Source organism: Nitrosospira sp. Nsp14, from assembly GCF_900113575.1.
Lineage (GTDB): Bacteria > Pseudomonadota > Gammaproteobacteria > Burkholderiales > Nitrosomonadaceae > Nitrosospira.
In genome coordinates this window covers 94,025-114,774 of sequence record NZ_FOPV01000012.1, presented here as the reverse complement: position 1 = coordinate 114,774, position 20,750 = coordinate 94,025, and the positions used below count along the sequence as shown (strand labels likewise).

Here is a 20,750-nt window from a genome sequence, read left to right as displayed (position 1 = left end):
AGCGATGAAGCGCTGGCCATCCCTGACACTATTCACGGCGATCCTGTTCGGGTTATGGCTCCTGCTGAACGATTCCGTTACCCCTGGGCAGATTGCGCTCGCCGTGTTGCTGACCGTTGCAACCGCTGCCTCGACCGCAAAGATCCGTCCGCTGGAGGCACGCCCACATCATCTGCAGACCGCCGTTGGACTGTTTTTCGTTGTACTGGCGGACATTGTCCGTTCGAACATCGCGGTGGCCGGGATTATTCTCGGTCCGAGGAAAAGGCATTTCAATTCCGGGTTCATCAAGGTGCCAATCGACATGCACGACCCGTATGGGCTCGCAATGCTGGCTTGCATCATCACGGCAACACCGGGCACGATCTGGGCCGGCCTCTCGACCGACGGACGCTACCTGACGATTCATGTGCTGGATTTGCACGATGAGGAGATCTGGATTCGCACTATAAAGGATCGCTATGAACGGAGATTGATGGAGATTTTCGAATAGCAACGCCTGGTTTTGCCCTTTCCGGTCTTGCAACTTTCCCGTCCCTTGCTTTGGCTGCCCCTTGCCTTTTCCGCCTGTGACTTTCCTGTCGCGGGACGTACCCGCCTCGATTCGCAGGTTCTCGTTCGCATCGTCAGCCCGAATTTTGCCTTAAAGGGAAGCTGCGGGATTATGACTTGCCTGTACTCACGCCGGGAACGTCATCAAAGAAGGTGTACCCCGTTTTCGTTTTCTTCGCCCGGTACATGGCGGCATCCGCATTCGCCAGCAATTCCTCAGCTGTATTTCCATTGGTTGGGTAGACGGCGATCCCAATACTGGGCTCGATGGAAAGCGCGAGATCGTCAATGGTCAGAGATTCGGAAACACTGTTCAATACCTTGCGCGCTATCCGCTCGATATTCTTCCTGCTCTGGGGGTTCACCAGCAGATACAGGAACTCGTCGCCACCCCACCGGCAAATGGTATCTCCGCTTCGCACCTGCTCATTCAATCGCTGCGCCACGGCCTGCAATACCTTGTCACCGATGGCATGCCCGTACGTATCATTGATCGCCTTGAACCGGTTCAGATCAATAAACATTACCCCCAGTAACCATCCGCCGCGCTCGGCGAGGGCAATCGCCTGGTCCAGGCGGTCGTCGAACAGCTCGCGATTGGGAATGCCGGTAACGAAATCACGCAACGTTCGCTTAACGGCCTGCTCCGCTGCCTCCTCCGCAACCGCCAGCACGTCTTGCGCAAGGGAGAGCATATGCTGGGTTGCGGCCAGCTTCCGCCCCATTTTTCTCAATTCCCGGTTAATCTCATTCTTGTCTCCGATTCCCTCTGCCAGAACCTGATTGACTTCGTGAAGCTCGTCCGCGCACTCCTGCACTTTCTCTTCCACGCTTTCGCTTTGCGCCAATGCTTTTTTCGCCTCCCGGGTTGAAATTCCACCCGCCATCTCCTGCTTCACCACTTCGTTGACACTGGAAAGCTCCGTCACGCAATCAACCATCTTTTCCTTTACATCCTCGCTTTTTTCCAACGCCTTTTCCAACGAAGCAGGGGCATCCGGCGATGTGAGCGACGAACCGTCGTGTGAAGTGATAATATTATTCATATGGCTTTCAGGTCATTCGAGGATGTCGTTGTTGAAGGATTTGTTCCGCTGCTCCCGATTACAAGTTCGATTGGGACGGCACGCAAGAGGTTGGGGAAATGCATGCAGGGCTCAGGTGACAAGGACTAAGACTCTTTCCAGGCGTGCCGTTTCACCCCATGGATCATAGGTGGTGGGTCGGTTTCAATTGCGTAGTCGTGAGTGATGTTAGCGTCATTATTGATCATTTGGTCGAAAGTCTCTGTGCGATGCCTTACACACATGAGTCTGCCAGCGCATCCATGGGTCGAGCTGGGATGAGCGGGTTGCGGCTTGAAGCGGCTTTCCACGCAATTTTATTGCCGCAGAACGCTGTCCCGTTCGGCCTTGTCTGCATCTTGCCCTCAGCGAATTCTTTGAATGGGTGGCGAACGTGATGAAGCGGCGCTTTGTTCCAAGCTGGGCGAATTCTTCTGATGCTCTTCCTCGAAGCGCGTTTGTAACGCCAATTACGGAAAAGATGACATGAAAGTGAACAATAAACCTGTTCTCCTGGTTGAAGATGATCAAGTGGATGCAATGTCCGTGACCCGTGCCTTTAACGAGATTCAGGTGACGAACCAGCTCGTCCATGTCGAAAATGGCGAGGAGGCTCTCGATTATCTTCGCGACCGAAACAATGATAAGCCGTGCATCATTCTGCTTGACCTGAACATGCCCATTATGAACGGTATCGAATTCCTGGGGGCGGTAAAAAATGATGAGCAGCTCAAGCATATTCCCGTGGTCGTGCTGACGACGTCGGAAGAACAGCAGGACAAGCTGAGCAGTTTTGGGCTGGGAATCGCCGGGTACATGTCCAAGCCGGTTGACTATCGGCAATTCGTGGAGGTGATACGCTCCATCGACGCTTACTGGACAATCAGTGAAATGCCGTAAGACAAGGATTGTAATCCCGTGGGTAGCTGCAACTGGGCTTGCGCTTGCTAACTCGACGCGTTGGAGGTCGCTTCTCGAGGAGGGGCGGCCGGCTGACAATGACCAGCCGGCAAGCACATCTAACGGTCCGCTAAGCCCGGGGTCAGGGTCAGCCTAACAGGGAGTTTTTCTGCCAGCGTATATGAACTCGCCTTGTTTTCCTTGACCCATCGCTTCTCGGCCACCGATTCAAACGGAGGCGGAATTTCTCCTTGAAGTGACCACAGGTCGAAAGGCGTTTCATCAATGGAAACCTCCCAATCGTAGCCTCTGTCCTTTACGTGGGGCGCGATGATCTCGTCGATCGTCCTGACCCACCATTCCCTTATTGCCGCACCAGGCAAGGTTCGCGCAATATATTTTACCCGACCATGTTCACGCAGCCGCGCGCGAGCCCTCTATCCTATGGAGCGTTGCATGCGGCATGTCTATCGAGGCGGCATTGACCATTCCAGCCACGTCATGCTCGCGGCAGGATAAGAATGCCCATATACTGCTGGGACGGGAATTCGCGACGTGCTAGGGCATTCCCCGCCTTACCGGCGCCGATACCCGGAGAAACGAAAAGCCGGATTCCAGTCAAGCACGATATGAACGATCACTGATGGAGATTTTCGAATGAGCGCAATGTTGCCCTGGGCGATCTCTCTTGCCCAGATAGCTATCGCACTCGCAATGATCTTTGCGGCCATCCGCCTTTTGCGCGGCCCTGCCGCGGAAGACCGGGTGCTCGCACTGGATACCTTGTATGTAAACAGCATGATAATGGTGTTGACGCTCGGCATCGAGCTTGGGTCCAGATTCTTTTTTGATATCGCGCTGCTGATTGCGCTGTTCGGTTTTGTCGGCTCAGCCGCGATGGCGAAATTCCTCCTGCGCGGGGAGGTGATCGAGCCATGAGCGTCGATAACCTTCCCGCCTGGGCCGATCTGCTTGCTTCAATTTTATTGGTATCGGGCGCCCTGCTGACGCTGATCGGATCGGTGGGCCTGCTAAGGCTGCCCAATCTGTTTGCGCGGATACACGCGCCAACGCTGGGCAATACACTCGGCCTGGGTTGCGTGCTGCTGGCGTCGATGCTGGTTGCCTCGATACATGCGGAGCGGCTGGTGTTCCAGGAGGTGCTGATCACGCTGTTCGTGGTAGCGACGTCTCCGGTGACGACCATGCTGCTCATGCGCGCAGGAATATACCGTAGGCGCGCAGACACCAGCAAGAATGCGATGGATCGGCCGCCCACCTAAGTCGCGGTGTTCACACGCTCTTGCCGAAATCCAGGAAAAAAAACAACATTTTTTCCATTCCTGTTCATTCAGCGTTCGCAACAGGCGTCGCAACGGCAGGAAAGATGGATCGTTCCATTGGGGCGGTTGCGCACAATGCATGTGTGGGCGCGGCCCCGCGAAAGCAGGGACAGGCTGACGTCCGGTTAAGCTATAATCACGGAAGATCGAACGTGGGGCCCCGTTTAATGCATATGCTGACTGTTTCCCCTTGATGTTTCCACTTGTGCAACTGCGTTGGAACCAACTTGGCATGAGTCCGGGGATACAGCTTTCCAGGTGAGCGCATGAGAAAATTCTTACATGCAGTCATGGTAACGGCCTTCGCCCTCGTCCTGCTGGCAGGATGCGCGGGTATTCCCAAGGGAATTACCCCGGTCGAGAACTTCAACGCCCAGCGTTATCTAGGCGCGTGGTACGAGATCGCCCGGCTTGAGCACCGTTATGAAAAAGGTTTGAGCAATATCACGGCTCATTACAGCATGCGCGACGATGGTGGCATCGATGTCCTCAACCGCGGCTATGACGCGCAAAAAAGAGAATGGCGAACGGCGGAGGGCAAGGCCTACTTTGTGAAAGACCCCACGACCGGCTATCTCAAGGTATCGTTTTTTGGTCCTTTTTATGATTCCTACGTGGTATTCGGCCTGGATGAGGCTGACTATCAGTATGCATATGTAACCAGTTCGGACAGGAATTCGTTATGGTTTCTTTCCCGGACCCCGCACGTGACCGACAAGACAATGGAACGTTTTATCAAGAAGGCCCGCGAGCTGGGCTTTGCCACCGACAAGCTGATCTATGTCGAGCAAAAAAGTGTCGCCGGTGAGAAAACCTTCCCGATGCATCCCCTAAAAAACTGAGCCGGTCCACCGCTCGCCTTCCTGCATAAAAACGTCCACCCAGAAACGTCTACCCAGAAACGTCCAACTCAGGCATTTGATACCTGATCAACCCGCGTCCCCAACCTTGTTGCCGCTCAGCGGCAAGCCCGTTGGGCGTCGCATCTTTACATTTCCCCTATTATGCTGCCATCAATCGAACAACGTCTTTCCCTCGAACTCGCCGCCCGGCCCGAGCAGGTTGCCGCCGCCATCGCACTTCTGGACGAAGGTGCCACCGTGCCGTTTATAGCGCGCTACCGCAAGGAGGCAACAGGTGGACTCGACGACATCCAGCTACGCCTGCTGGAAGAGCGCCTGTCCTACCTGCGCGAGCTGGAGGAGCGGCGTGCCGCGATCATTACCGCCATCGAAGAGCAGGGCAAGATGACGCCGGAGCTATTGGCCTCGCTGATGCACGCGGAAGACAAGACGCGGCTGGAAGACCTGTATCTGCCATTCAAGAAAAAGCGCCGCACCAAGGCGCAAATAGCGCTCGAGGCGGGATTGCAGCCTCTGGCCGATGCGCTGCTGGCGGACCCGACGCTGCAGCCCGAAGAGGAGGCGGCCAAGTATCTCAAGCCCGCGTTCAAGACCGATCAGGGCGACAACCCTGGGGTGGAAGACATCAAGGCCGCCCTGGAGGGCGCGCGCCAGATACTGATGGAGCGCTTTGCGGAAGATGCAACGTTGCTTCAGTGGCTGCGTGAATATCTGCTCACGCACGGCCTGGTGGAAGCGAAGATCGTCGAGGGCAAGGAAGAGGCGGGCGCGAAGTACGCGGATTATTTCGACTACGCCGAGCCGATCAATACCATTCCCTCACATCGGGCGCTAGCGATGCTGCGGGGCCGCCGCGAGGGAATGCTCCACGTCTCGCTGCGGCTGGATTCTGAAGCCGAGAAGCCCAAGTGGGACGCGCCGCACAATCCCTGCGAGGCGCACATTGCCGCGCATTTCGACATCCGTAACCGGAACCGCCCGGCTGACGCCTGGCTGAGCGACACGGTTCGCTGGACTTGGCGCGTTAAAAGTTTTGTCCATCTGGAAACCGAGCTGATGATGGGCCTGCGCAAGCGGGCCGAAACGGAGGCAATCGATGTCTTCGCCCGCAATTTGAAAGCGCTGCTGCTGGCGGCGCCGGCAGGGCAACGTGTCACCATGGGACTCGATCCCGGGCTTCGCACCGGAGTGAAGGTGGCGGTGGTGGACGCCACCGGCAAGGTCATGGAAACCGCCACCATTTATCCGCACCAGCCACGGAATGATTGGGATGGATCTCTGCATGCGCTGGAAAAACTGGCCGAAAAATACGGCATATCGCTGATCGCTATTGGAAACGGCACCGCTTCGCGCGAGACCGATAAGCTTGCGAGGGACCTGATCAAACGGCGTCCCGAACTCAAGCTGACTGCGATCGTGGTATCGGAAGCGGGGGCCTCCGTCTATTCCGCTTCCGAATTCGCTTCGCGTGAACTGCCCAGCATGGATGTCTCGCTGCGCGGCGCGGTTTCCATCGCGCGCCGGCTGCAGGACCCCCTTGCGGAACTGGTAAAGGTCGATCCGAAATCCATCGGGGTCGGCCAATACCAGCATGACGTGGGGCAAGCCCACCTGGCGCGCTCGCTCGATGCCGTGGTGGAGGATTGCGTGAATGCGGTGGGCGTGGATGTGAACACCGCATCGCCGCCTTTGCTTGAGCGTGTTTCCGGACTCAACCACACGGTCGCGCAAAGCATCGTCGCCTTCCGCGACGACAAGGGCAGGTTTGCTTCACGCGCCGCCTTGCGCGAAGTGCCGCGCCTGGGTGAAAAGGCTTTCGAACAGGCGGCGGGCTTCCTGCGTATCATGAACGGCGACAACCCACTGGATGCCTCGGCGGTGCACCCCGAATCCTACCCGGCGGTGGAAAAAATCCTCGCCGATCTCAAACAGGACATCAAGCATGTCATCGGTAACGGGAAAGTGCTTAAAACGCTCGATCCGGCGAAGTATGCCGATGAAAAATACGGCATTCCCACTATCACCGACATTCTTGGTGAACTGGAAAAGCCGGGCCGCGATCCGCGCCCCGAATTCACCACCGCCGCCTTCAAGGAAGGCGTGAACGAGCTCAAGGATTTGGCGCCTGATATGATCCTGGAAGGCGTCGTGACCAACGTCGCTGCGTTTGGCGCATTCGTCGACATCGGCGTGCACCAGGACGGGCTGGTGCACATCTCCGCGCTGGCCGATACGTTTGTGAAAGACCCGCATACGGTAGTGAAGGTGGGGCAGGTGGTGAAAGTAAAAGTGGTGGAGATAGACGAAAAGCGCAAGCGCATCGCGCTGACCATGCGGCTGGCGGAAGCGCCAGAAAAAGGTATACAGGGGACGCAAGGTGCGCAGGGAGGGCAGCGAAACAGGAAGCCAGACCAAAACAGGAAGCCGGAGCAATACGGTAGTCGGAAAGAGCAATCATTCCAGTCTCAACAGCAAAAACAGAAGCAAAAAGGCGAGCCTAAACCCGATACCGCGATGGCGGCCGCATTCGCGAAGTTGAAGGGTCGCTGATAGGCGCTTGGCTCAGCTTGGCTCAGGGCCCTGAAACGGTTAAAAGGCCCTTCGGCGTTTAAGCGGCGCTGATGAGATGGCGGGCCTCGCGTACCGCGGATCAAACGGGTTTGCATTAACTGCGGCAGGCGCGAGAATTGTTCCGCGGCTTTTGAAGGGGTCAAAGAAATGGTCCGCGGAAATTGGCCCGCGTGATTTTTCGCAGTATTTTCGGGACGTGCGTGTCAAGTGGGGATCTCCTGTTGCAGGAGACTTTCCCCCTTGCGCAATAACTTAAACCCTGCCTCGCATTTTTTAATATTAATCACTCTTGCGCCGGATCATGTCGATCAGGTTACCAGCGATTTGCATTGCCTGAATGCTATTCTCCTGTTCTCTCTTGACCATAGATAAAACTATCCGGTGCATGACTTCGGCTTCCTCGTAAGTCGTGCACCGCATCCGGAATTGATCGAGAAATCCGCCGGCTATAATGGTTTCAAACAATAGAGGCGGGCCGTCGCTATCGGAATTATCCATTCCGAGAAATAGAGTGCTAACCCGAACCTCGTCCAGGTAGTCATCGGCGATGAGCGGATCGAAGCTTGCCATGCCTTGCCCCCACTTGAACATATTGGAGCAGAGCACTGCCTCGCGGCCGCGAAGTAAATAGTATTTGGTCACTGTTTTTTTAGTTCATCGACTTGACAGTTCATTAAGGTGTTTGCTTCCGATTTATATTGTCTATCCAGATAAGTCAGTTTCCCAGTCCTATCGAAAGTCACTCATGCCCAACCTAAGTCTGCCCATTGATCTACGTGTCTCCTTTCCCTGCAAGAAAGAACCACGTGGTCATTTTTGCAGAACGTCCAGGGCCGGGTCAATAGCGCTGTTGCCCAGGGTTCGATGAGCCCGCTTGCCGACCGGTTCCACCTCAGCTCGTTCGATTAACTCCCTACAGTCCGCGTCCTACAGTTCGCCCGCTGGAACGCGCTCCTGAGGGACGGTGTTTTGACCGGTTGCCCCGCCGGCCATCCGACGGCAGCTTTCGGCACATTCGCGGCAGACTCGGGCGCACTCTTCCATTCCGTCGATCTGTTCGCAGCTTTGTGCGCAGGCTTCGCAGATTTCAGCGCAGATCTCGCAGACCCGCTGGGAGAAAGCCGAACCGCTCAGCATGAAGTTGGCCGAGGTCTGACAGATCTCCGCGCAGTTCATCATGAGGCGGAAATGGTCGGGTGCGACATGCTCGCCGCCCGCTTCAAGGCAATGGTTCATTGCTTCGTGCAGACATGTTTGATGGCATCTAGTACAGCTATCGATGCATGATTGCATTTGGGGGTCGGTAGTGTGAGTCATAGCCAGTCTCCCCTTGAGTTGGTACACAGTCGACTCTTCCGGGTTGGAAGCGCGTAATCAGCGATATCACCAATAGAGTCGCCTGCACGTTTAGAAAAGTCTGTACGGCGGCGAACATGAATCCTTAAAATCCCATAGGACCGGCTGGAGCGGCTCAGCTGCTTCCCGTTTTGGTCCGTCAACACCTATTTCGAAGGCCCCGGTCGGCTGATGTTTTCATGACAGGAGTGGTTTCAATGCATCCGAAGGAAATCGGCCATAGTTACGATGCCATTGCCCATATCTGGCTAGAGTCGCGTCTTCAATTGTACGGTGTGCCTCAGCTGGAGCGGGCCCTGCGTTTTGCCAGTCAGTGCTGCTCTGGCCGCTTTGCTCTCGATATAGGCTGCGGGTGCAGCGGCCGCTTCATCGATGCGCTGGCCCGGCACGGTTTCCAGGTGGAAGGCGTTGACGTTTCCGAACGGATGATCGAGTTGGCCAGGCAAAGCCATCCACATATTTCTTTTTACCATGAAGATATACGCGAGTGGAAGCTTCCGAGAAAATACGATTTTGCGCTGGCCTGGGACAGCATCTGGCATATCCCGCTGGACTGGCAGGAATCTGTGCTGCGGAAGATTTGCGAGGCCCTCGCTCCCGGGGGAGTGTTCATGTTCACGACCGGCGGATTGGACAAAGCAGAAGGAAAATCGGATTCATGCATGGGCCCGCCCATGTATTACAGCACATTGGGCATCCCGAAGACCCTCGAGTTGCTGGCGCGCTTTGGGTGCGTCTGCAGGCATCTGGAGTATGACCAGTATCCCGAGCAGCATCTGTACATTATCGCGCAGAAGGCTTAGCTTCGGCATGAGCAGGGTGGCCGAGCTGGGGAATGCGGGCGGGGATCGGCGCTCAGCGGGAAAAACGAAGACCGGCTACCACCTTTCCTTTTGGAGGCACCGGCTTAGCCTGACGCTGTTCTTCGCTTCCTCGATAACCGATAAACGAATACAACGTTTGCCGATCAATAGCAGACAAGCGTGGCATGCCCGGGGGCGGCGACCGGAAAGATAAATTTCCACTGCCGGCCTTGTTGCTGTCCAACCAGCGTGCGACCTGCCCAATTGATGGCGCATTTCGATTCCCGGGACATAACAACCAGCTCTAATGGCGTATGGGCGTGCGCTCGTAAATGAATACCGTCACCGGTCGTTTGCCATTCCTCTATATATCCATTGCTGTGCAACAGATAGGGCGATAGGGGAGGCCGTGGTGTTGTATACAACAGCACTTGACCATGATTTGGCACGAGATGCAGATAGCGACCCTGAGGTGTATCCCGAAATCCGGCTACCCCCTTGGATTTTTCCAGATCGGGCCATCTTGACGAGGTCGGCGAACGTAAGGTGCGCAACGTGTTCAATCCTCTGATCTCCCAGCCCCCATCCATGCGCCTGGACAGGGTAGCGTTGTGGAATTCATTGACCTTCTTTCCATACTCGCTCACCCAGATAGCCCGGTGTTCCTGTGTCAAGCTCCAGTCGTACACCGATTTCAGCGCATTGACAGACGCAATTTTACTGCCCGAGTAGAAGTGATAATGAATATGCATTGGCTTCAGGCGGCGCGGGCTGTCGGTAAGGCGCATGGTTTCGATGACCCGATTGAACCCGTAAAAAGGACCTTGCCAGTTATTTGTATAGACATGCTCGCTTGCAATGGGGGCGTACACCTGGACATGGTCATTGATCTTGTAGCCAAGGGGTGGCACGCGTGTCATCGTTCGCTCCGCGTCCGATATTGTTGCGCCCCCGCCGTTCATATTCTCTAGCCCCAGCAGACGCGTCAGCGCCAGGGCCTCGCCATCCGCCAGCCCATCCCCTGTCCAGAAGAAAATACGGGCATGCTTCTTCTCGGGCGCCAATGTTCTGTTGATATATTCCACCGACCCGGCAATCTCTCTGTGAATGTCCACTTGATGTCCGTCGACTGAAAGGTGATAGCCGTCGCCGGTATCGTCAAGGTTGTTTTTTGGGAACCATGCCCTTGGATGACTATAGGAATGACTCGCAATTTCAACGGTGTTGAGCTTGAAGATGTCGCGTGCTACTTTTTCAACCTCGGATAATCCGTCGGCCCCGTCGGCCGAGCCGCTATTTGCTGTTTCCGCTTCAATCACGGAGACTGTTGCAGGCAGGTTATATTTTTTCAGGAAGTTGTCTTTGATGACTTTGATCGCCAGTGGCGTTCCCGGCATTTCTGCTTTTGCCGCGGCCCCGTCACCGTCGACTTGTATCATCAGCAGACGCCGGCCACTCTCGGTGGTGACATCCGGCACAGGCATGTCGGGCAAGCCAATCGCTGCGGATATGAACTCGAACGGATTGATGATCCATCGTCGACGGCCCTGGTAGCCCGCCTCTGTTACATAAGGGTGCAACGCAACCCCGCCCCAGTCCCCTGAAAACACGGCAACCAATGGCGCTTCCGATGGACCGGACAAGCTCAAGTGCGGGTCGATACGTTGTTCCACTGCCTGCCACGCCGCCAGACCCTGCGTCGCGGAACGCGGTTGCGCCTCGTAGCCGATGATTTTATTTCCCGGCCCGATTTTGGGCTCACCGCCTGCGGCTTCCGACTCGCTTGATTTGACCCCCAGATGCCGCAAAAAATTATCGTCGGCTTTGAATCCCAGATTCCCCAGAATCGCGACTTTCATGCCAGCTTCGAGCTGCCGCAGCAGCCACGCCCTATAAGCCGCGGGGTTGGACAGCGCCTCTTGGTTGAACCAAGTGACAATTCCGGCATATTGGCCGGTCAATAAATTGCCTGGCAGTCCCGAGTTCACATCCAGATAATCGATTGCATACCCCAGATGTTCCAGCGGCATTGCCAGCAATCTATGCAGGTCCGTCTGTTGCAGCCCGTCGGGGTTTTCCTGCCCGTCATAGAGCCCCAGGACCCGCCTGGGGAAGATTTCCAGCTTGCCGACGCCAAGGATATCCAAGCCGGGATTTGCCACCCATGGCGTGAAGCCAAGGTCGGATATTCGTCGGGCCGTTGCGCGTGCCACTTCCTTCTGCCTGGGATCGACATAATCAACGATGATTATTGGTAAGCGGTATTGATCCCGTACCTGCCTTAGCTTGTTTATCAGCCACTGCTGGTCGGACTCGGGAACGCGTTCATATTTCTTGCTGAACGCATCCCAGCTCTGGAAGAGTGATTCAGCAGATACCGCAACGCCATACTGGTGGATTTCCGGCAGGATGTCGAATCCCCGGTTAAATATAAGTTCGACACCTGGAAATTGTTGATGGATGCGTTTAATCAGACCCGACAATGCTTTTTGCTGAATCAGGCGGCGCTCGGGTTCAACCGCGAATCGCTGGTAACTCTCGAGTCCATCCAGGAAAAACCCGCGATAACCTTCTGCCCACAAACGGGACAAGTACTTATTTATCAGGTAGTCGTGCCAGCCTTGCTGCGTCAGATCGAGAACGTCGCTTTCCCATTCCTTATTGCTGCCCATAAACCAGCTTTTGGGAATTTCCGAATACCAGCGTCTTGTCGCGTTGACCTCGCCGACACTGATATAGGCAAAGACCTTGGTTCCTTTTTCCCGAAGGTAATCGAGATTATCCATATTCTCGGCTTCAACCACGACCTGCGTGAAATGCGAAAGCAGATCAACCGGGGCAGGCCGGCCATAAAAAAAGGCAATACTCGGATCAGCGCAGGCGGGCAGGCAGACAGAGGACAAAAGCATGCCATGAATAAGCTTCACCAAGGCGTTACGGCTCAGGAAAGGCAGTCGTCTCTTCATTTTTATTATAATTTTCGGCAGAAATGTTCAACGCAGCATGAATGTTTCGTAAACCAACCGGTTAAGTCGTTTTGAGACGATCGCCATCCCGACGAGGGTAGTCAGTACGACTGATAAGGCAAAGCCATAGCCATAAAAAGCCGGCCCCAGGTATTGACTCAGCAGTGTGAAGCCAATGTTGGAGGCGGCGCATAGCAAGCAGAGATACAAGGCGTCTTTGCGGTAGTCGAAGTAGAACAATATGTTGAGAACAGCCAGCAGCAGTACCTGAACCCCCACGGCGACCAGGTCGATATTCAACAGCACTCTATAAAAAGGGGATATTCCTACCCAATCGAGGAGTTGATCCCCCACCGCCAGCAGTATGACAATAGTCATCCCTTGCACTTTGAAGATCTCGGTAAATCCTCGTCGAATTGTTACGATCATTTCCTCATAGATTTGCAGAATCTGCTTTAAAGGCGAACCCTCGTTGATCGCGGCATAAAACTTTCTATACTGTTCCACGAAATCCGTTTCCATCCGCAATAAAAATACCGCCATGCCGGGTATGATGGACAAATATGCCAAAAATATTGGAAGATCATAAATAGGCGATCCTCGCAAGGGCGCCACGATTGCAACGCTGGTCTGCGGATTGAACCAGAAGATGAACTTATCGGCCCAGATAGCCAGGTTGTAAAGCAAGCCTGTAATTGCCAGGCTTGGAAATACCTGGCTTCGCCGTAAAAAATCAAAGGCAATCAGCTTTTCGCTCGAGTAGGAGCGAAAAACCACGGCGACGAGCATGAATAACAGGATACTGTGGCCTAAGACAAAACCTGAAAGCAGGCCTTCCAGTCCATACTCGCCCAGCTGCATGGCGCCAAGCACGGTGATTCCATAGCCGACGAGAAACGCCAGTAAAATCTCCGCGTAGGCCTTCAGTCCGGATAGGACGATTACCACAATCCAGATTGTGGAAAGGACGACCAGACCGCTTAGCATCAATAATCCGTACAATACCGGTCCGGTGAACAGGTAAACCAGGCAAAGCCCCGCTAGCGTTCCGCTCACGGTTATAACCAGGAAAATGGCGCCGGTTAAATTCGGTAAAACCTGTTTATCCTGTTTTTCATACAGCCGGTCGGCAATAAAGCGTGAAATCATCAGCTGCAAAGGACTCGTCAGGATTAACGAACCCGCCATCAGGTAAGTTACCGATATCTGGAACTGCCCGACATAGTACGGTGTCGCGAAATTCTCGGTGTTGAGAATACCGATCAGGAGGATACCGACAATCGACAATACCCATGGGCCGGAACCAATGACGCCGGAGAAGCCATAAGCAAGCAGTAGTCCGGACCACGTATCAGCCTTCGTCAGTTCGCGCAGTCTAAACCCGATGCCGGCCATTATCGTGACGAGACCGGTGGTTTGCGCCTGGGGGGAACCGGAGCACTACGCCGCAGCGTCGCGGCAGAGCATGCGGCCGAGGTTTTGATCCTTGCGGATCGCACGGGAAGCGAACTGGGGAAATTTGAGGAGAGCGCGCCATTTGCCGATAGATGTTCAGGGCGTTCGTTCAGTCCAGGCGCGGGGCGCGGGAAATCGTTGGGGCGGTTACCATCCGGCGCAGGCTGTGGAGAATGGGCGCGCCTGCTCATTGTGCGAGCGCCTCGTCATAGATCCGTTTATAGCTGTCCAGCATCCTGGCCTGCGTATAATACTTTTCAATTCGCCGGGCACCCGCCTTTTGTGCCTCATACCAGCGGTCCTCGTCCGTCAACAGGGTGACGATGCCCGCCGCCGTTGCTTCGGGGTCGGCTATGGGCGTCACGATCCCGGCACTTCCCAAAGCCCGGTCCTCGGCGCTGTTCCCTTCCACAATTTCCCGGCATGCGCCTACATCAGTCGTCACCACTGGCAAACCGCTTGCGAAAGCTTCGAGCAGCACCAATGGAAAGGCTTCGCTGATGGATGTCAAAACCAGCAGACCCAGACGAGGCAGTATGTCACTGATCTTTTGGAACCCCAGGAAACGTACTTTTCCTTCCAGTCCCAGTTCCCGGATGAGACTTCTGCATTCTTCTACGTATTCCCTGTCCTCTTCTTCCGGACCGATCAGCCAGCCCTCGGCTTCGGGCAGTTGAATCACAACCGTGCGCATGGCACGGATGAATGTCTTGATATCCTTTATCGGCACTATCCTTCCGAGCAACCCGATCACGAGCGGAATTGCCGCCGGCCGTTGCGCGCGCAAAGCAAGAAAACGTTCAATCTCCATGCCATTTGGAACGACTTGCGTCCGCTCGCTGTCTGCGCCATCGTCTATTTGACGTCTTCTATTATTCTCATAAAGACTTACAACCGGGTTTGAGGCTTTGTATATCAGGCGGCCAAGCGATTCAAAGTATCTTATCCAGAGTAATTCCTGATATTGCATGCCCATATCGAGCGCGTCGCCTAACGAATCGCGATGCTCCTTGATGAACAGGGACTGCAAGTCTATTTTTCTTTCCTTGGTGTAAATGCCGTGTTCGGTCAGGATAAGTGGCCTGCCGGTCCGGTAGTGGAGCAATACCCCCAGAAAACCGGCGAAGCCGGTGGAAACCGTATGAAATGCCCCTGTCGCAACCGGAAGCTGATGGGCGACGGTGGCAAGCTTGAACAATGGTGCGTGGGTGGCTTTAATCGCCCAGAGGTAATGGATGAATGAATTCTCTGCGTCATATTTGTTGTAGTACTCGCAGATCTGCCGCCAGGTGCCGTCGCCAAAAAAAAATTCCTCGGCGGTAAAGCCAGAAGGCTGCCCCAAGGAAACCAGCAGTTTCTCCAGTGCAGCCTCATCGAAGCCGGAGCAGGGATTTCGGAACCAGTCGTGAAGCTTCCCCGATTCGCGAATATATTCCTGGTTGCCTTCGCAGGCCCGGGGCTTAGCTGAAAAAAAATGGTCCCACAAGTAGTGACATTCCAGATGAATGACATTGTCGGCCAAGGCATATTTCATCTCGCCATAGTCACTCTTCCTGGACCCGAGGAAAATCAGCGAAAAGGTGAACTGCGGCAGACCTTCGATTATCTGGTGCACCCAGCCGGAAACCCCGCCTCTGATAAAAGGGTAGGTGCCTTCCAGCAGGAGTGTGATGTCGGCGTATTTCTGCTGCTGCATCAGATCTTCTTCCGCCAGAAGCGGGCCGCCGTTGTCAACAGCGGATATGCCGCGGGAAGTTCTATTGCCGTCATCAATTGCTTCACTTCAAAATAACGCCGGGTATAAAAGGCTATTTCGGCATAGTAGGTCTGCAAGCAGATAAATTCGATTCCAAGCATTTCGGCCTTCTTGAATTCCTCCAACGCCTCCTGATATTTTCCCAACCTCAGCAGGATCTGCGCATACTGGAATAGGAGGCCGGAATCCTCAGGGGAATATACAAGACCAAGTTCGATGTATTTGAAGGCCATGCCAAGAACATAGTTTTTCGCATCTCCCTGCACCAGGCCCAGATGTGCCAGTTCCCAGTAGTCATTTGCAATTTGCCGGTACAATTGTTGTTTCCCCGAGTTTTCCTGTTTTTCAAGATTCTGCTTGGCCTGCTCGATGCGCTTGCTCAGCCTGTATTCCTTACGGTCCAGTAAGGCATAAGCCAGCAATCTGATGTCATCCGTCGCGTCGCCGAGCGCCGTGCGCAGCAATGGAATTGCATCCCTGTCCTCCAGTTTTAACGTGGCGTACACAGCTTGCAGCCGCTTGTTGGCGTCTCTCGATTGGTATAAATCATATAGGCCGTGCGAGTTAACCGGCTGTCCGTGCGTAACGGCGGCCTCGGAAGGAAGGTCGCGGATCTTGTTTACCCGCACGGACGAATCTGAACTTTGCGTTCTTTTGGAGGACCAGCCTGCTATTAACGGCATGCCTAGCATCAACCCCATCAGTCCGAGCACGGGCAAATAAAAAACCAGGACAAAGAAAAAAAGCCCAGTTGCGCGTTGAGACTCATATTGATCCGGGACAATAATTTTAGGGAAGATATACGCGGCGACGGCGCTGGCCATAACATGACAAAATCCGGCTGTCATGAGGTTCCGCTCCGACATGGATTCGTCGAGAATCAACCCAAGCCCGGATATTTCCAGTCCCAGGGCGAGGGCAATCAGGACCACGCTACGCAAAACTGGAAATGCTTTCATCTGGTTTCGCCATAATGCTTACAACAAATTCCGTCTTGCAAAAACGATCCACTTCCAACAGCACTTTTTCCGGGGAGGTCTTGCTATCCAAAATCCACATGCAAACCTTGATATCGCCGCCCCGAAAGCGGAAGGCTGTTCCATTCTGACCATCGCAAGCAACTTCAGCCGATAATTTCGACAATCCAACCCGATTCAAAAGTTCGTTGGCGCCGTGCTCATCCGTGTAAGGTAGCAACAGTAAAAAAAGATGACGGTCCCAGCGATCGTTGACGATCAGGATTTCATCCACTCCCCGCAACTCAGCCTGGAACTTTGCGAGAATTTCCCGTGGCGGCTCGTCAGCGTTGACGATGGTCGCAATCGCCACGGCCGATGTTTTCAGGTAACCGATTTCGCTGGTGATCCGCCGTAGCCTGCTTTCAAAGACTTTTCCGGCGTCATTGTTGTCACAGTGGGCATCGGCCCGTTGCTTGACAAGGTCGCCTATTTTTCCGCCCAAAACCGCGAGAAAATCCATGGTGTTTTCCTGGAAGGCAAAGAGCGGCATCTCATTTACCACGATCACGCCCCAGATTCGCTGGTAAACGTCTATCAACGGGATCGCGACGAGCGCTCCAACAGCGGGCATTGCACCATTTTTTTCCATTTCAATACTTGCAACGTGGCCCGTTTTCAGCGCTTCGGCTATTACCGGGTCCGAAGGCAGCAACGTGCGCGGCTGTCCCAGGGACGCAACCGGGTTGGGATTCATTTTCCGCTGCTCGTTTACCGCATAGATACCCGCCATTTGCACGCTCGCATAACTGCCGAGTATTTTCAGAACGCTGTCGCCGATGCCTGCGAGCGGCTCACCTTTATGGTTTTCCAACGTCAGAACTTTCTTCTTCAGGTCGTCCAACGACAAACGCAAGCTCTTCGCCTGACTCGCCAGATGCTGTTCCAGCCGGTAATGGGAGCCTTTGATGAGATGGTAGGAACGCGCAAACTTGTCCATTCTTAGCTTGAGGTGGTTATATTTATGATCCAGAAGTTTTGTCTGACGAACCCAGGATTCACGGAATTCGGTCGAAATCAACGTTAGGAGCAACAAGCCGATAACCATTTCTTCCGGAAAAAAAGAAACGCCGGGCCATCCCAGGAAAAAGCCACTCGTGACCAGACTGATAAGCAGTGTGGCAGAAGTGATTCCCGCAACAAACCCATATCGGAGACCAGCCAATACCGGAGCGAGAATCAACCAGGGAAATTCATAATTTATGAAAAACGGATCGGATGGATCAATTGCATGACCGATCAATGGAAATGATAATGAGATCGCAATTGACTCTGTCCATCTGTTTTTTAACATCTTTGTTAGCATGGCGGTACCTCCCAGTCTTTAGCGAAGTCATGACTTGGTTATTTCGATTTTTGAAATCAGTTCCCGTAGCAACTTTTGCGCCGTGCCGCTGAGCGACCCGGTGCTCCAGCCCGATTGCGCACCGGTTGCGGACCACACAACCGCGCCGGAGGGAATCGCGATCACCCGGATTGTCAAGCCAACAACCGGTTCACTCCCCACACCCAGCTTGTATTGCCATTCATCAACGCTTCCGGTGATTGCATAGGAAGCATTGTCTTTCATGGCTAACAACAAGGCTTTTTCCTGGCGCTTGCGATCATTGAAGTCGAGCCAGCCACCTTTATCCTCATCTTGCGGCTGGTACATTTGGACATTTGGAATCCCGCGAATCCTGAACAAGGTGGCTACCATCTCTTCCACTTGTTCACCCGCCCGCGGGGTTTGGGAATAATTCTGGAAAGGGAGAACCATCCAGCGCTCGGACGAAGAAAGTGGAGCGCTTTTCTGTACATCGATGACCGAGCACGACGTCAGAAAAATGGTCGGAATGATAAAAAAGAAAAATCTAAATCCTGAAGCCTTGAAATCGGGAGCCTTAAAATTCCTATGGAAAAATTGCAGGATTTCTTTGTTATTTATGACCATAAATCCACCCTTTTTTTTTGTTGATTAATTGGGTCTACCACGTAATCAGGCAGTTCTCCTCAGCAAGATATGTTTGTACGGAAGCATCGGCGCCAATCGGCGACTGGTCGCCTCTCCTGCGTAAATGTTCTCCTCAAAACCCTGCAATTGCGGTTGCAGCATCCGTTTGTTCACATCCCCTGTTCAAAGGTATAGCTCAGCCCCGAGCACATTACAAGGTGAAAGCAAAATATTTGCATGCGGTGGCGGGGGAAACACGACGCCGCGCGCCGGCAATCGGTCACGCCGACAGCGAGATTTAATTTATATATGCGCTAAAACAGTTCTCTAACCCATTCTCTGCCCCTTAAGCAAAGCGATAAATTTTTTATAGTCTATGCTGGACTAGGGACGGGCTTCAGCTTGTCCTTGAAACAAGATTGGCGGTTGCCCGCATTGCGTGCTGTTAGGGGCATTCGGGGGAATTGTTGATCAAGGGGTAATTGATCTGAAGTTGATTAGTGAAGTCGATCTTGACCTGAGGGGTTGAACACTATGTAAGGTCTGTTAAATAAAAAAAAGGAGATTTTTTCATGAAGAAGAAGAACTCGCACCTGAAATTATCGCTGCTGCTCTCAGCGGTTATGTGGCTTGCTGCTACTGTTACGACGCCTGCGTTTGCTGATAATGCCGTCAAACTGAAAATACTGCTCATCACGACAGGAGAGGTGACCGAAGATGTTGCATATGCCTATATCAAACCCGTGCTCGATGAAATGGGCGTGCCATACGATGTGTTGAATGCCGCGACGCAGGATCTGACCGCGGCGACGCTCGCCTCTACTGCGGCGGGAGCCAGCTGCCTGGCTGCCGAAGCAGGTTGCGTGGGCAACTATAACGGCATTATCCTGACAGACTCCGACCTGGTGCCAACCTTCACGCCCACCGAATGGGACGTGCTGCACAATTACCAAAAAAACTTCGGTGTCCGTCAGGCAGTACTGTCAGGATGGCCGGGGACTTACTGGGATCCAGAGTCTCCTTTTGGGGTATACCTGGATTACGGTCTGGTCTTTTCGTCCAGCGGAACCAGCTACGAGGGTAAGTGGACCGTGCCCACGGCACTCAGCAAGGAAGTTTTTGAGTACGTGAACACGACCAATCCATTTCCGGTTACCGACTTCGCCTTTGCGGCCAATCCGCGAAATGACACGGCCACCCTGCGGGACGGATCGGTGCCCAAGGTTGAACCGCTTCTGAGAACGCAGAACGGGGAGGCCCTGTTATCGATCGTGCGGTATATGGTGCCGTCGCAGACGACACCCGTACGCGAGGTAATGATCTCGACCATTACCAATGCCACCTTCCTCATCCATTCGAAGGTTCTGGCCTACGAATTCATCAACTGGGTGACGCAGGGGGTATTCGTTGGCGCGCGCTTTGTTCATATGGCGACCCATCTGGATGATTTGTTCCTGGCCAACAATATATGGAATCCCGACCTCAACAATAATGATCCCGCGACGACCTACCGTCTGAACAGTGCCGACATTGCCAATGCAGTGAGCAAACAGCTTGCCTTTCGCGCCGCGCATCCGGTGGCCGGTACTTACAAGCTGGATTTGGCGTTCAACGGTTCGGGAGCGGTGGTGGATCCGACAGCGACCCTATTGGCCCTGAACCTGGCCGACGGCCTGGTGGCGGCGGTCATGGCCAACAAAGCAAATTTCCGCTTCATCAACCACACCTTCACCCATCTGGACATGGACAAGGCGCCGGTCCCGGCGAATGCCAATTGCGATTACCCCACCTTTACCACGCTGGCGGCGATCAAGGCGGAAATTACGAAGAACCGGACGGTCTGGGGGCTGCTGGGTCTTCCGGAGAAAAGCGATAACAACCGGGTGCTGGTAACCGGCAATCATTCCGGGCTGAAAGACCGTAAATGCACCGATGAGATCGCCTCGCATCCGGAGATGTTCGACGTTCAATCCGACGACCTGGCGTTTGATCAGGGCGGGGCCAATCCGCTGTTCCTTCAAGCCGCCGCCGACCTGGGCATTGACTATCTCGCTTCCGACTCGTCCCAGCGTGCCCAGAACGTGGAGCAGTATATCTCGCAATACGACGATGGCAGCACACAGGACCGGGTGATGCTGCCGCGCTGGCCAACCAATATTTTCTATAACGTAA

At 54.2% G+C, this 20,750-nt stretch carries 18 protein-coding genes; 8 read left to right on the top strand and 10 right to left on the bottom strand.

The features are described from left to right. Positions 1-4 precede the first annotated feature (4 nt). Positions 5-493, top strand: a complete 489-nt coding sequence (locus tag BM022_RS09470) for a Na+/H+ antiporter subunit E (protein WP_091138797.1) — start codon at positions 5-7, stop codon at positions 491-493. A gap of 169 nt (positions 494-662) precedes the next feature. Here BM022_RS09470 and BM022_RS09465 read toward each other — a convergent pair whose 3' ends face one another. Continuing rightward, a complete protein-coding gene (locus tag BM022_RS09465; RefSeq protein WP_091138796.1) occupies positions 663-1,598 on the bottom strand; it encodes a GGDEF domain-containing protein in 936 nt (311 codons plus the stop codon). Between the two features lie 504 nt (positions 1,599-2,102). Here BM022_RS09465 and BM022_RS09460 point away from each other — a divergent pair. Further along, on the top strand, positions 2,103-2,516 hold the full coding sequence (locus BM022_RS09460; protein WP_091138795.1) for a response regulator: 414 nt from the start codon (positions 2,103-2,105) through the stop codon (positions 2,514-2,516). Between the two features lie 119 nt (positions 2,517-2,635). On the opposite strand, the gene BM022_RS16420 is transcribed toward BM022_RS09460, so the two are convergent. Then, the gene (locus tag BM022_RS16420; protein ID WP_371264320.1) at positions 2,636-2,911 is read right to left on the bottom strand and encodes a tautomerase family protein; all 276 of its coding nucleotides are present in this window, start codon (positions 2,909-2,911) and stop codon (positions 2,636-2,638) included. A 262-nt stretch (positions 2,912-3,173) separates the two neighbouring features. Between BM022_RS16420 and BM022_RS09450 the strand changes: the two genes are divergently transcribed. The 4 genes from BM022_RS09450 (at position 3,174) to BM022_RS09435 (ending at position 7,272) form a co-directional block, all read left to right on the top strand. After that, entirely contained in the window at positions 3,174-3,455 is a 282-nt protein-coding gene (locus tag BM022_RS09450) for a K+/H+ antiporter subunit F (protein ID WP_091138792.1), read from the top strand. After that, positions 3,452-3,799 carry a monovalent cation/H(+) antiporter subunit G gene (mnhG, locus tag BM022_RS09445; protein WP_091138790.1) on the top strand — a complete coding sequence of 116 codons (348 nt, stop codon included), beginning with the start codon at positions 3,452-3,454 and terminating at the stop codon, positions 3,797-3,799. Before BM022_RS09450 ends, mnhG begins: the two co-directional genes overlap by 4 nt. 326 nt (positions 3,800-4,125) lie before the next feature. Continuing rightward, complete coding sequence (locus BM022_RS09440; RefSeq protein WP_091138789.1) at positions 4,126-4,701, top strand: lipocalin family protein; 576 nt, start codon at positions 4,126-4,128, stop codon at positions 4,699-4,701. A gap of 162 nt (positions 4,702-4,863) precedes the next feature. Continuing rightward, positions 4,864-7,272 (top strand): Tex family protein, encoded by a 2,409-nt coding sequence (locus BM022_RS09435; RefSeq protein WP_091138787.1) that lies wholly within the window; start codon positions 4,864-4,866, stop codon positions 7,270-7,272. Between the two features lie 300 nt (positions 7,273-7,572). Here the strand turns inward: BM022_RS09435 and BM022_RS09430 are convergent, their stop codons facing one another. Next, a complete protein-coding gene (locus tag BM022_RS09430) occupies positions 7,573-7,935 on the bottom strand; it encodes a hypothetical protein (protein WP_143079563.1) in 363 nt (120 codons plus the stop codon). Between the two features lie 285 nt (positions 7,936-8,220). After that, positions 8,221-8,529: a four-helix bundle copper-binding protein gene (locus BM022_RS09425; RefSeq protein ID WP_256209101.1), complete on the bottom strand. Its 309-nt coding sequence runs from the start codon at positions 8,527-8,529 to the stop codon at positions 8,221-8,223. Positions 8,530-8,846: 317 nt separating this feature from the next. On the opposite strand from BM022_RS09425, the gene BM022_RS09420 reads away from it, so the two are divergent. Then, entirely contained in the window at positions 8,847-9,452 is a 606-nt protein-coding gene (locus BM022_RS09420) for a class I SAM-dependent methyltransferase (protein ID WP_091138782.1), read from the top strand. A 164-nt stretch (positions 9,453-9,616) separates the two neighbouring features. Here BM022_RS09420 and BM022_RS09415 read toward each other — a convergent pair whose 3' ends face one another. From BM022_RS09415 to BM022_RS09390, 6 genes are all read right to left on the bottom strand, one after another. Further along, a complete protein-coding gene (locus BM022_RS09415; RefSeq protein ID WP_091138781.1) occupies positions 9,617-12,418 on the bottom strand; it encodes a bifunctional glycoside hydrolase/polysaccharide deacetylase family protein in 2,802 nt (933 codons plus the stop codon). Between the two features lie 27 nt (positions 12,419-12,445). Next, positions 12,446-13,813, bottom strand: coding sequence for an exopolysaccharide Pel transporter PelG (gene pelG / locus BM022_RS09410; protein WP_091138779.1), 1,368 nt, complete (start codon positions 13,811-13,813; stop codon positions 12,446-12,448). 247 nt (positions 13,814-14,060) lie between these two features. Beyond that, the gene (gene pelF / locus BM022_RS09405) at positions 14,061-15,569 is read right to left on the bottom strand and encodes a GT4 family glycosyltransferase PelF (protein ID WP_177191677.1); all 1,509 of its coding nucleotides are present in this window, start codon (positions 15,567-15,569) and stop codon (positions 14,061-14,063) included. Then, the gene (locus BM022_RS09400) at positions 15,569-16,588 is read right to left on the bottom strand and encodes a tetratricopeptide repeat protein (RefSeq protein ID WP_091138770.1); all 1,020 of its coding nucleotides are present in this window, start codon (positions 16,586-16,588) and stop codon (positions 15,569-15,571) included. Before BM022_RS09400 ends, pelF begins: the two co-directional genes overlap by 1 nt. Continuing rightward, positions 16,563-17,951, bottom strand: coding sequence for a hypothetical protein (locus BM022_RS09395; RefSeq protein WP_091138769.1), 1,389 nt, complete (start codon positions 17,949-17,951; stop codon positions 16,563-16,565). Before BM022_RS09395 ends, BM022_RS09400 begins: the two co-directional genes overlap by 26 nt. 27 nt (positions 17,952-17,978) lie before the next feature. Then, positions 17,979-18,404: a penicillin-binding protein activator LpoB gene (locus BM022_RS09390; RefSeq protein ID WP_143079562.1), complete on the bottom strand. Its 426-nt coding sequence runs from the start codon at positions 18,402-18,404 to the stop codon at positions 17,979-17,981. Positions 18,405-19,150: 746 nt separating this feature from the next. Here BM022_RS09390 and BM022_RS09385 point away from each other — a divergent pair. Then, a partial coding sequence (locus tag BM022_RS09385; protein ID WP_091138767.1) for a hypothetical protein occupies positions 19,151-20,750 on the top strand: 1,600 nt, incomplete at its 3' end.

What these genes read in the sequence shown, in the direction of transcription:
- BM022_RS09390 (WP_143079562.1), bottom strand. Translation starts at nt 18,404, where the DNA reads ATGGTTCTCCCTTTCCAGAATTATTCCCAAACCCCGCGGGCGGGTGAA.
- pelF (WP_177191677.1), bottom strand. Translation starts at nt 15,569, where the DNA reads ATGCAGCAGCAGAAATACGCCGACATCACACTCCTGCTGGAAGGCACC.
- BM022_RS09435 (WP_091138787.1), top strand. Translation starts at nt 4,864, where the DNA reads ATGCTGCCATCAATCGAACAACGTCTTTCCCTCGAACTCGCCGCCCGG.
- BM022_RS09400 (WP_091138770.1), bottom strand. Translation starts at nt 16,588, where the DNA reads ATGAAAGCATTTCCAGTTTTGCGTAGCGTGGTCCTGATTGCCCTCGCC.
- pelG (WP_091138779.1), bottom strand. Translation starts at nt 13,813, where the DNA reads ATGGCCGGCATCGGGTTTAGACTGCGCGAACTGACGAAGGCTGATACG.
- BM022_RS09440 (WP_091138789.1), top strand. Translation starts at nt 4,126, where the DNA reads ATGAGAAAATTCTTACATGCAGTCATGGTAACGGCCTTCGCCCTCGTC.
- BM022_RS09395 (WP_091138769.1), bottom strand. Translation starts at nt 17,951, where the DNA reads ATGCTAACAAAGATGTTAAAAAACAGATGGACAGAGTCAATTGCGATC.
- mnhG (WP_091138790.1), top strand. Translation starts at nt 3,452, where the DNA reads ATGAGCGTCGATAACCTTCCCGCCTGGGCCGATCTGCTTGCTTCAATT.
- BM022_RS09465 (WP_091138796.1), bottom strand. Translation starts at nt 1,598, where the DNA reads ATGAATAATATTATCACTTCACACGACGGTTCGTCGCTCACATCGCCG.
- BM022_RS09425 (WP_256209101.1), bottom strand. Translation starts at nt 8,529, where the DNA reads ATGAACCATTGCCTTGAAGCGGGCGGCGAGCATGTCGCACCCGACCAT.
- BM022_RS09450 (WP_091138792.1), top strand. Translation starts at nt 3,174, where the DNA reads ATGAGCGCAATGTTGCCCTGGGCGATCTCTCTTGCCCAGATAGCTATC.
- BM022_RS09460 (WP_091138795.1), top strand. Translation starts at nt 2,103, where the DNA reads ATGAAAGTGAACAATAAACCTGTTCTCCTGGTTGAAGATGATCAAGTG.
- BM022_RS09415 (WP_091138781.1), bottom strand. Translation starts at nt 12,418, where the DNA reads ATGAAGAGACGACTGCCTTTCCTGAGCCGTAACGCCTTGGTGAAGCTT.
- BM022_RS09420 (WP_091138782.1), top strand. Translation starts at nt 8,847, where the DNA reads ATGCATCCGAAGGAAATCGGCCATAGTTACGATGCCATTGCCCATATC.
- BM022_RS09470 (WP_091138797.1), top strand. Translation starts at nt 5, where the DNA reads ATGAAGCGCTGGCCATCCCTGACACTATTCACGGCGATCCTGTTCGGG.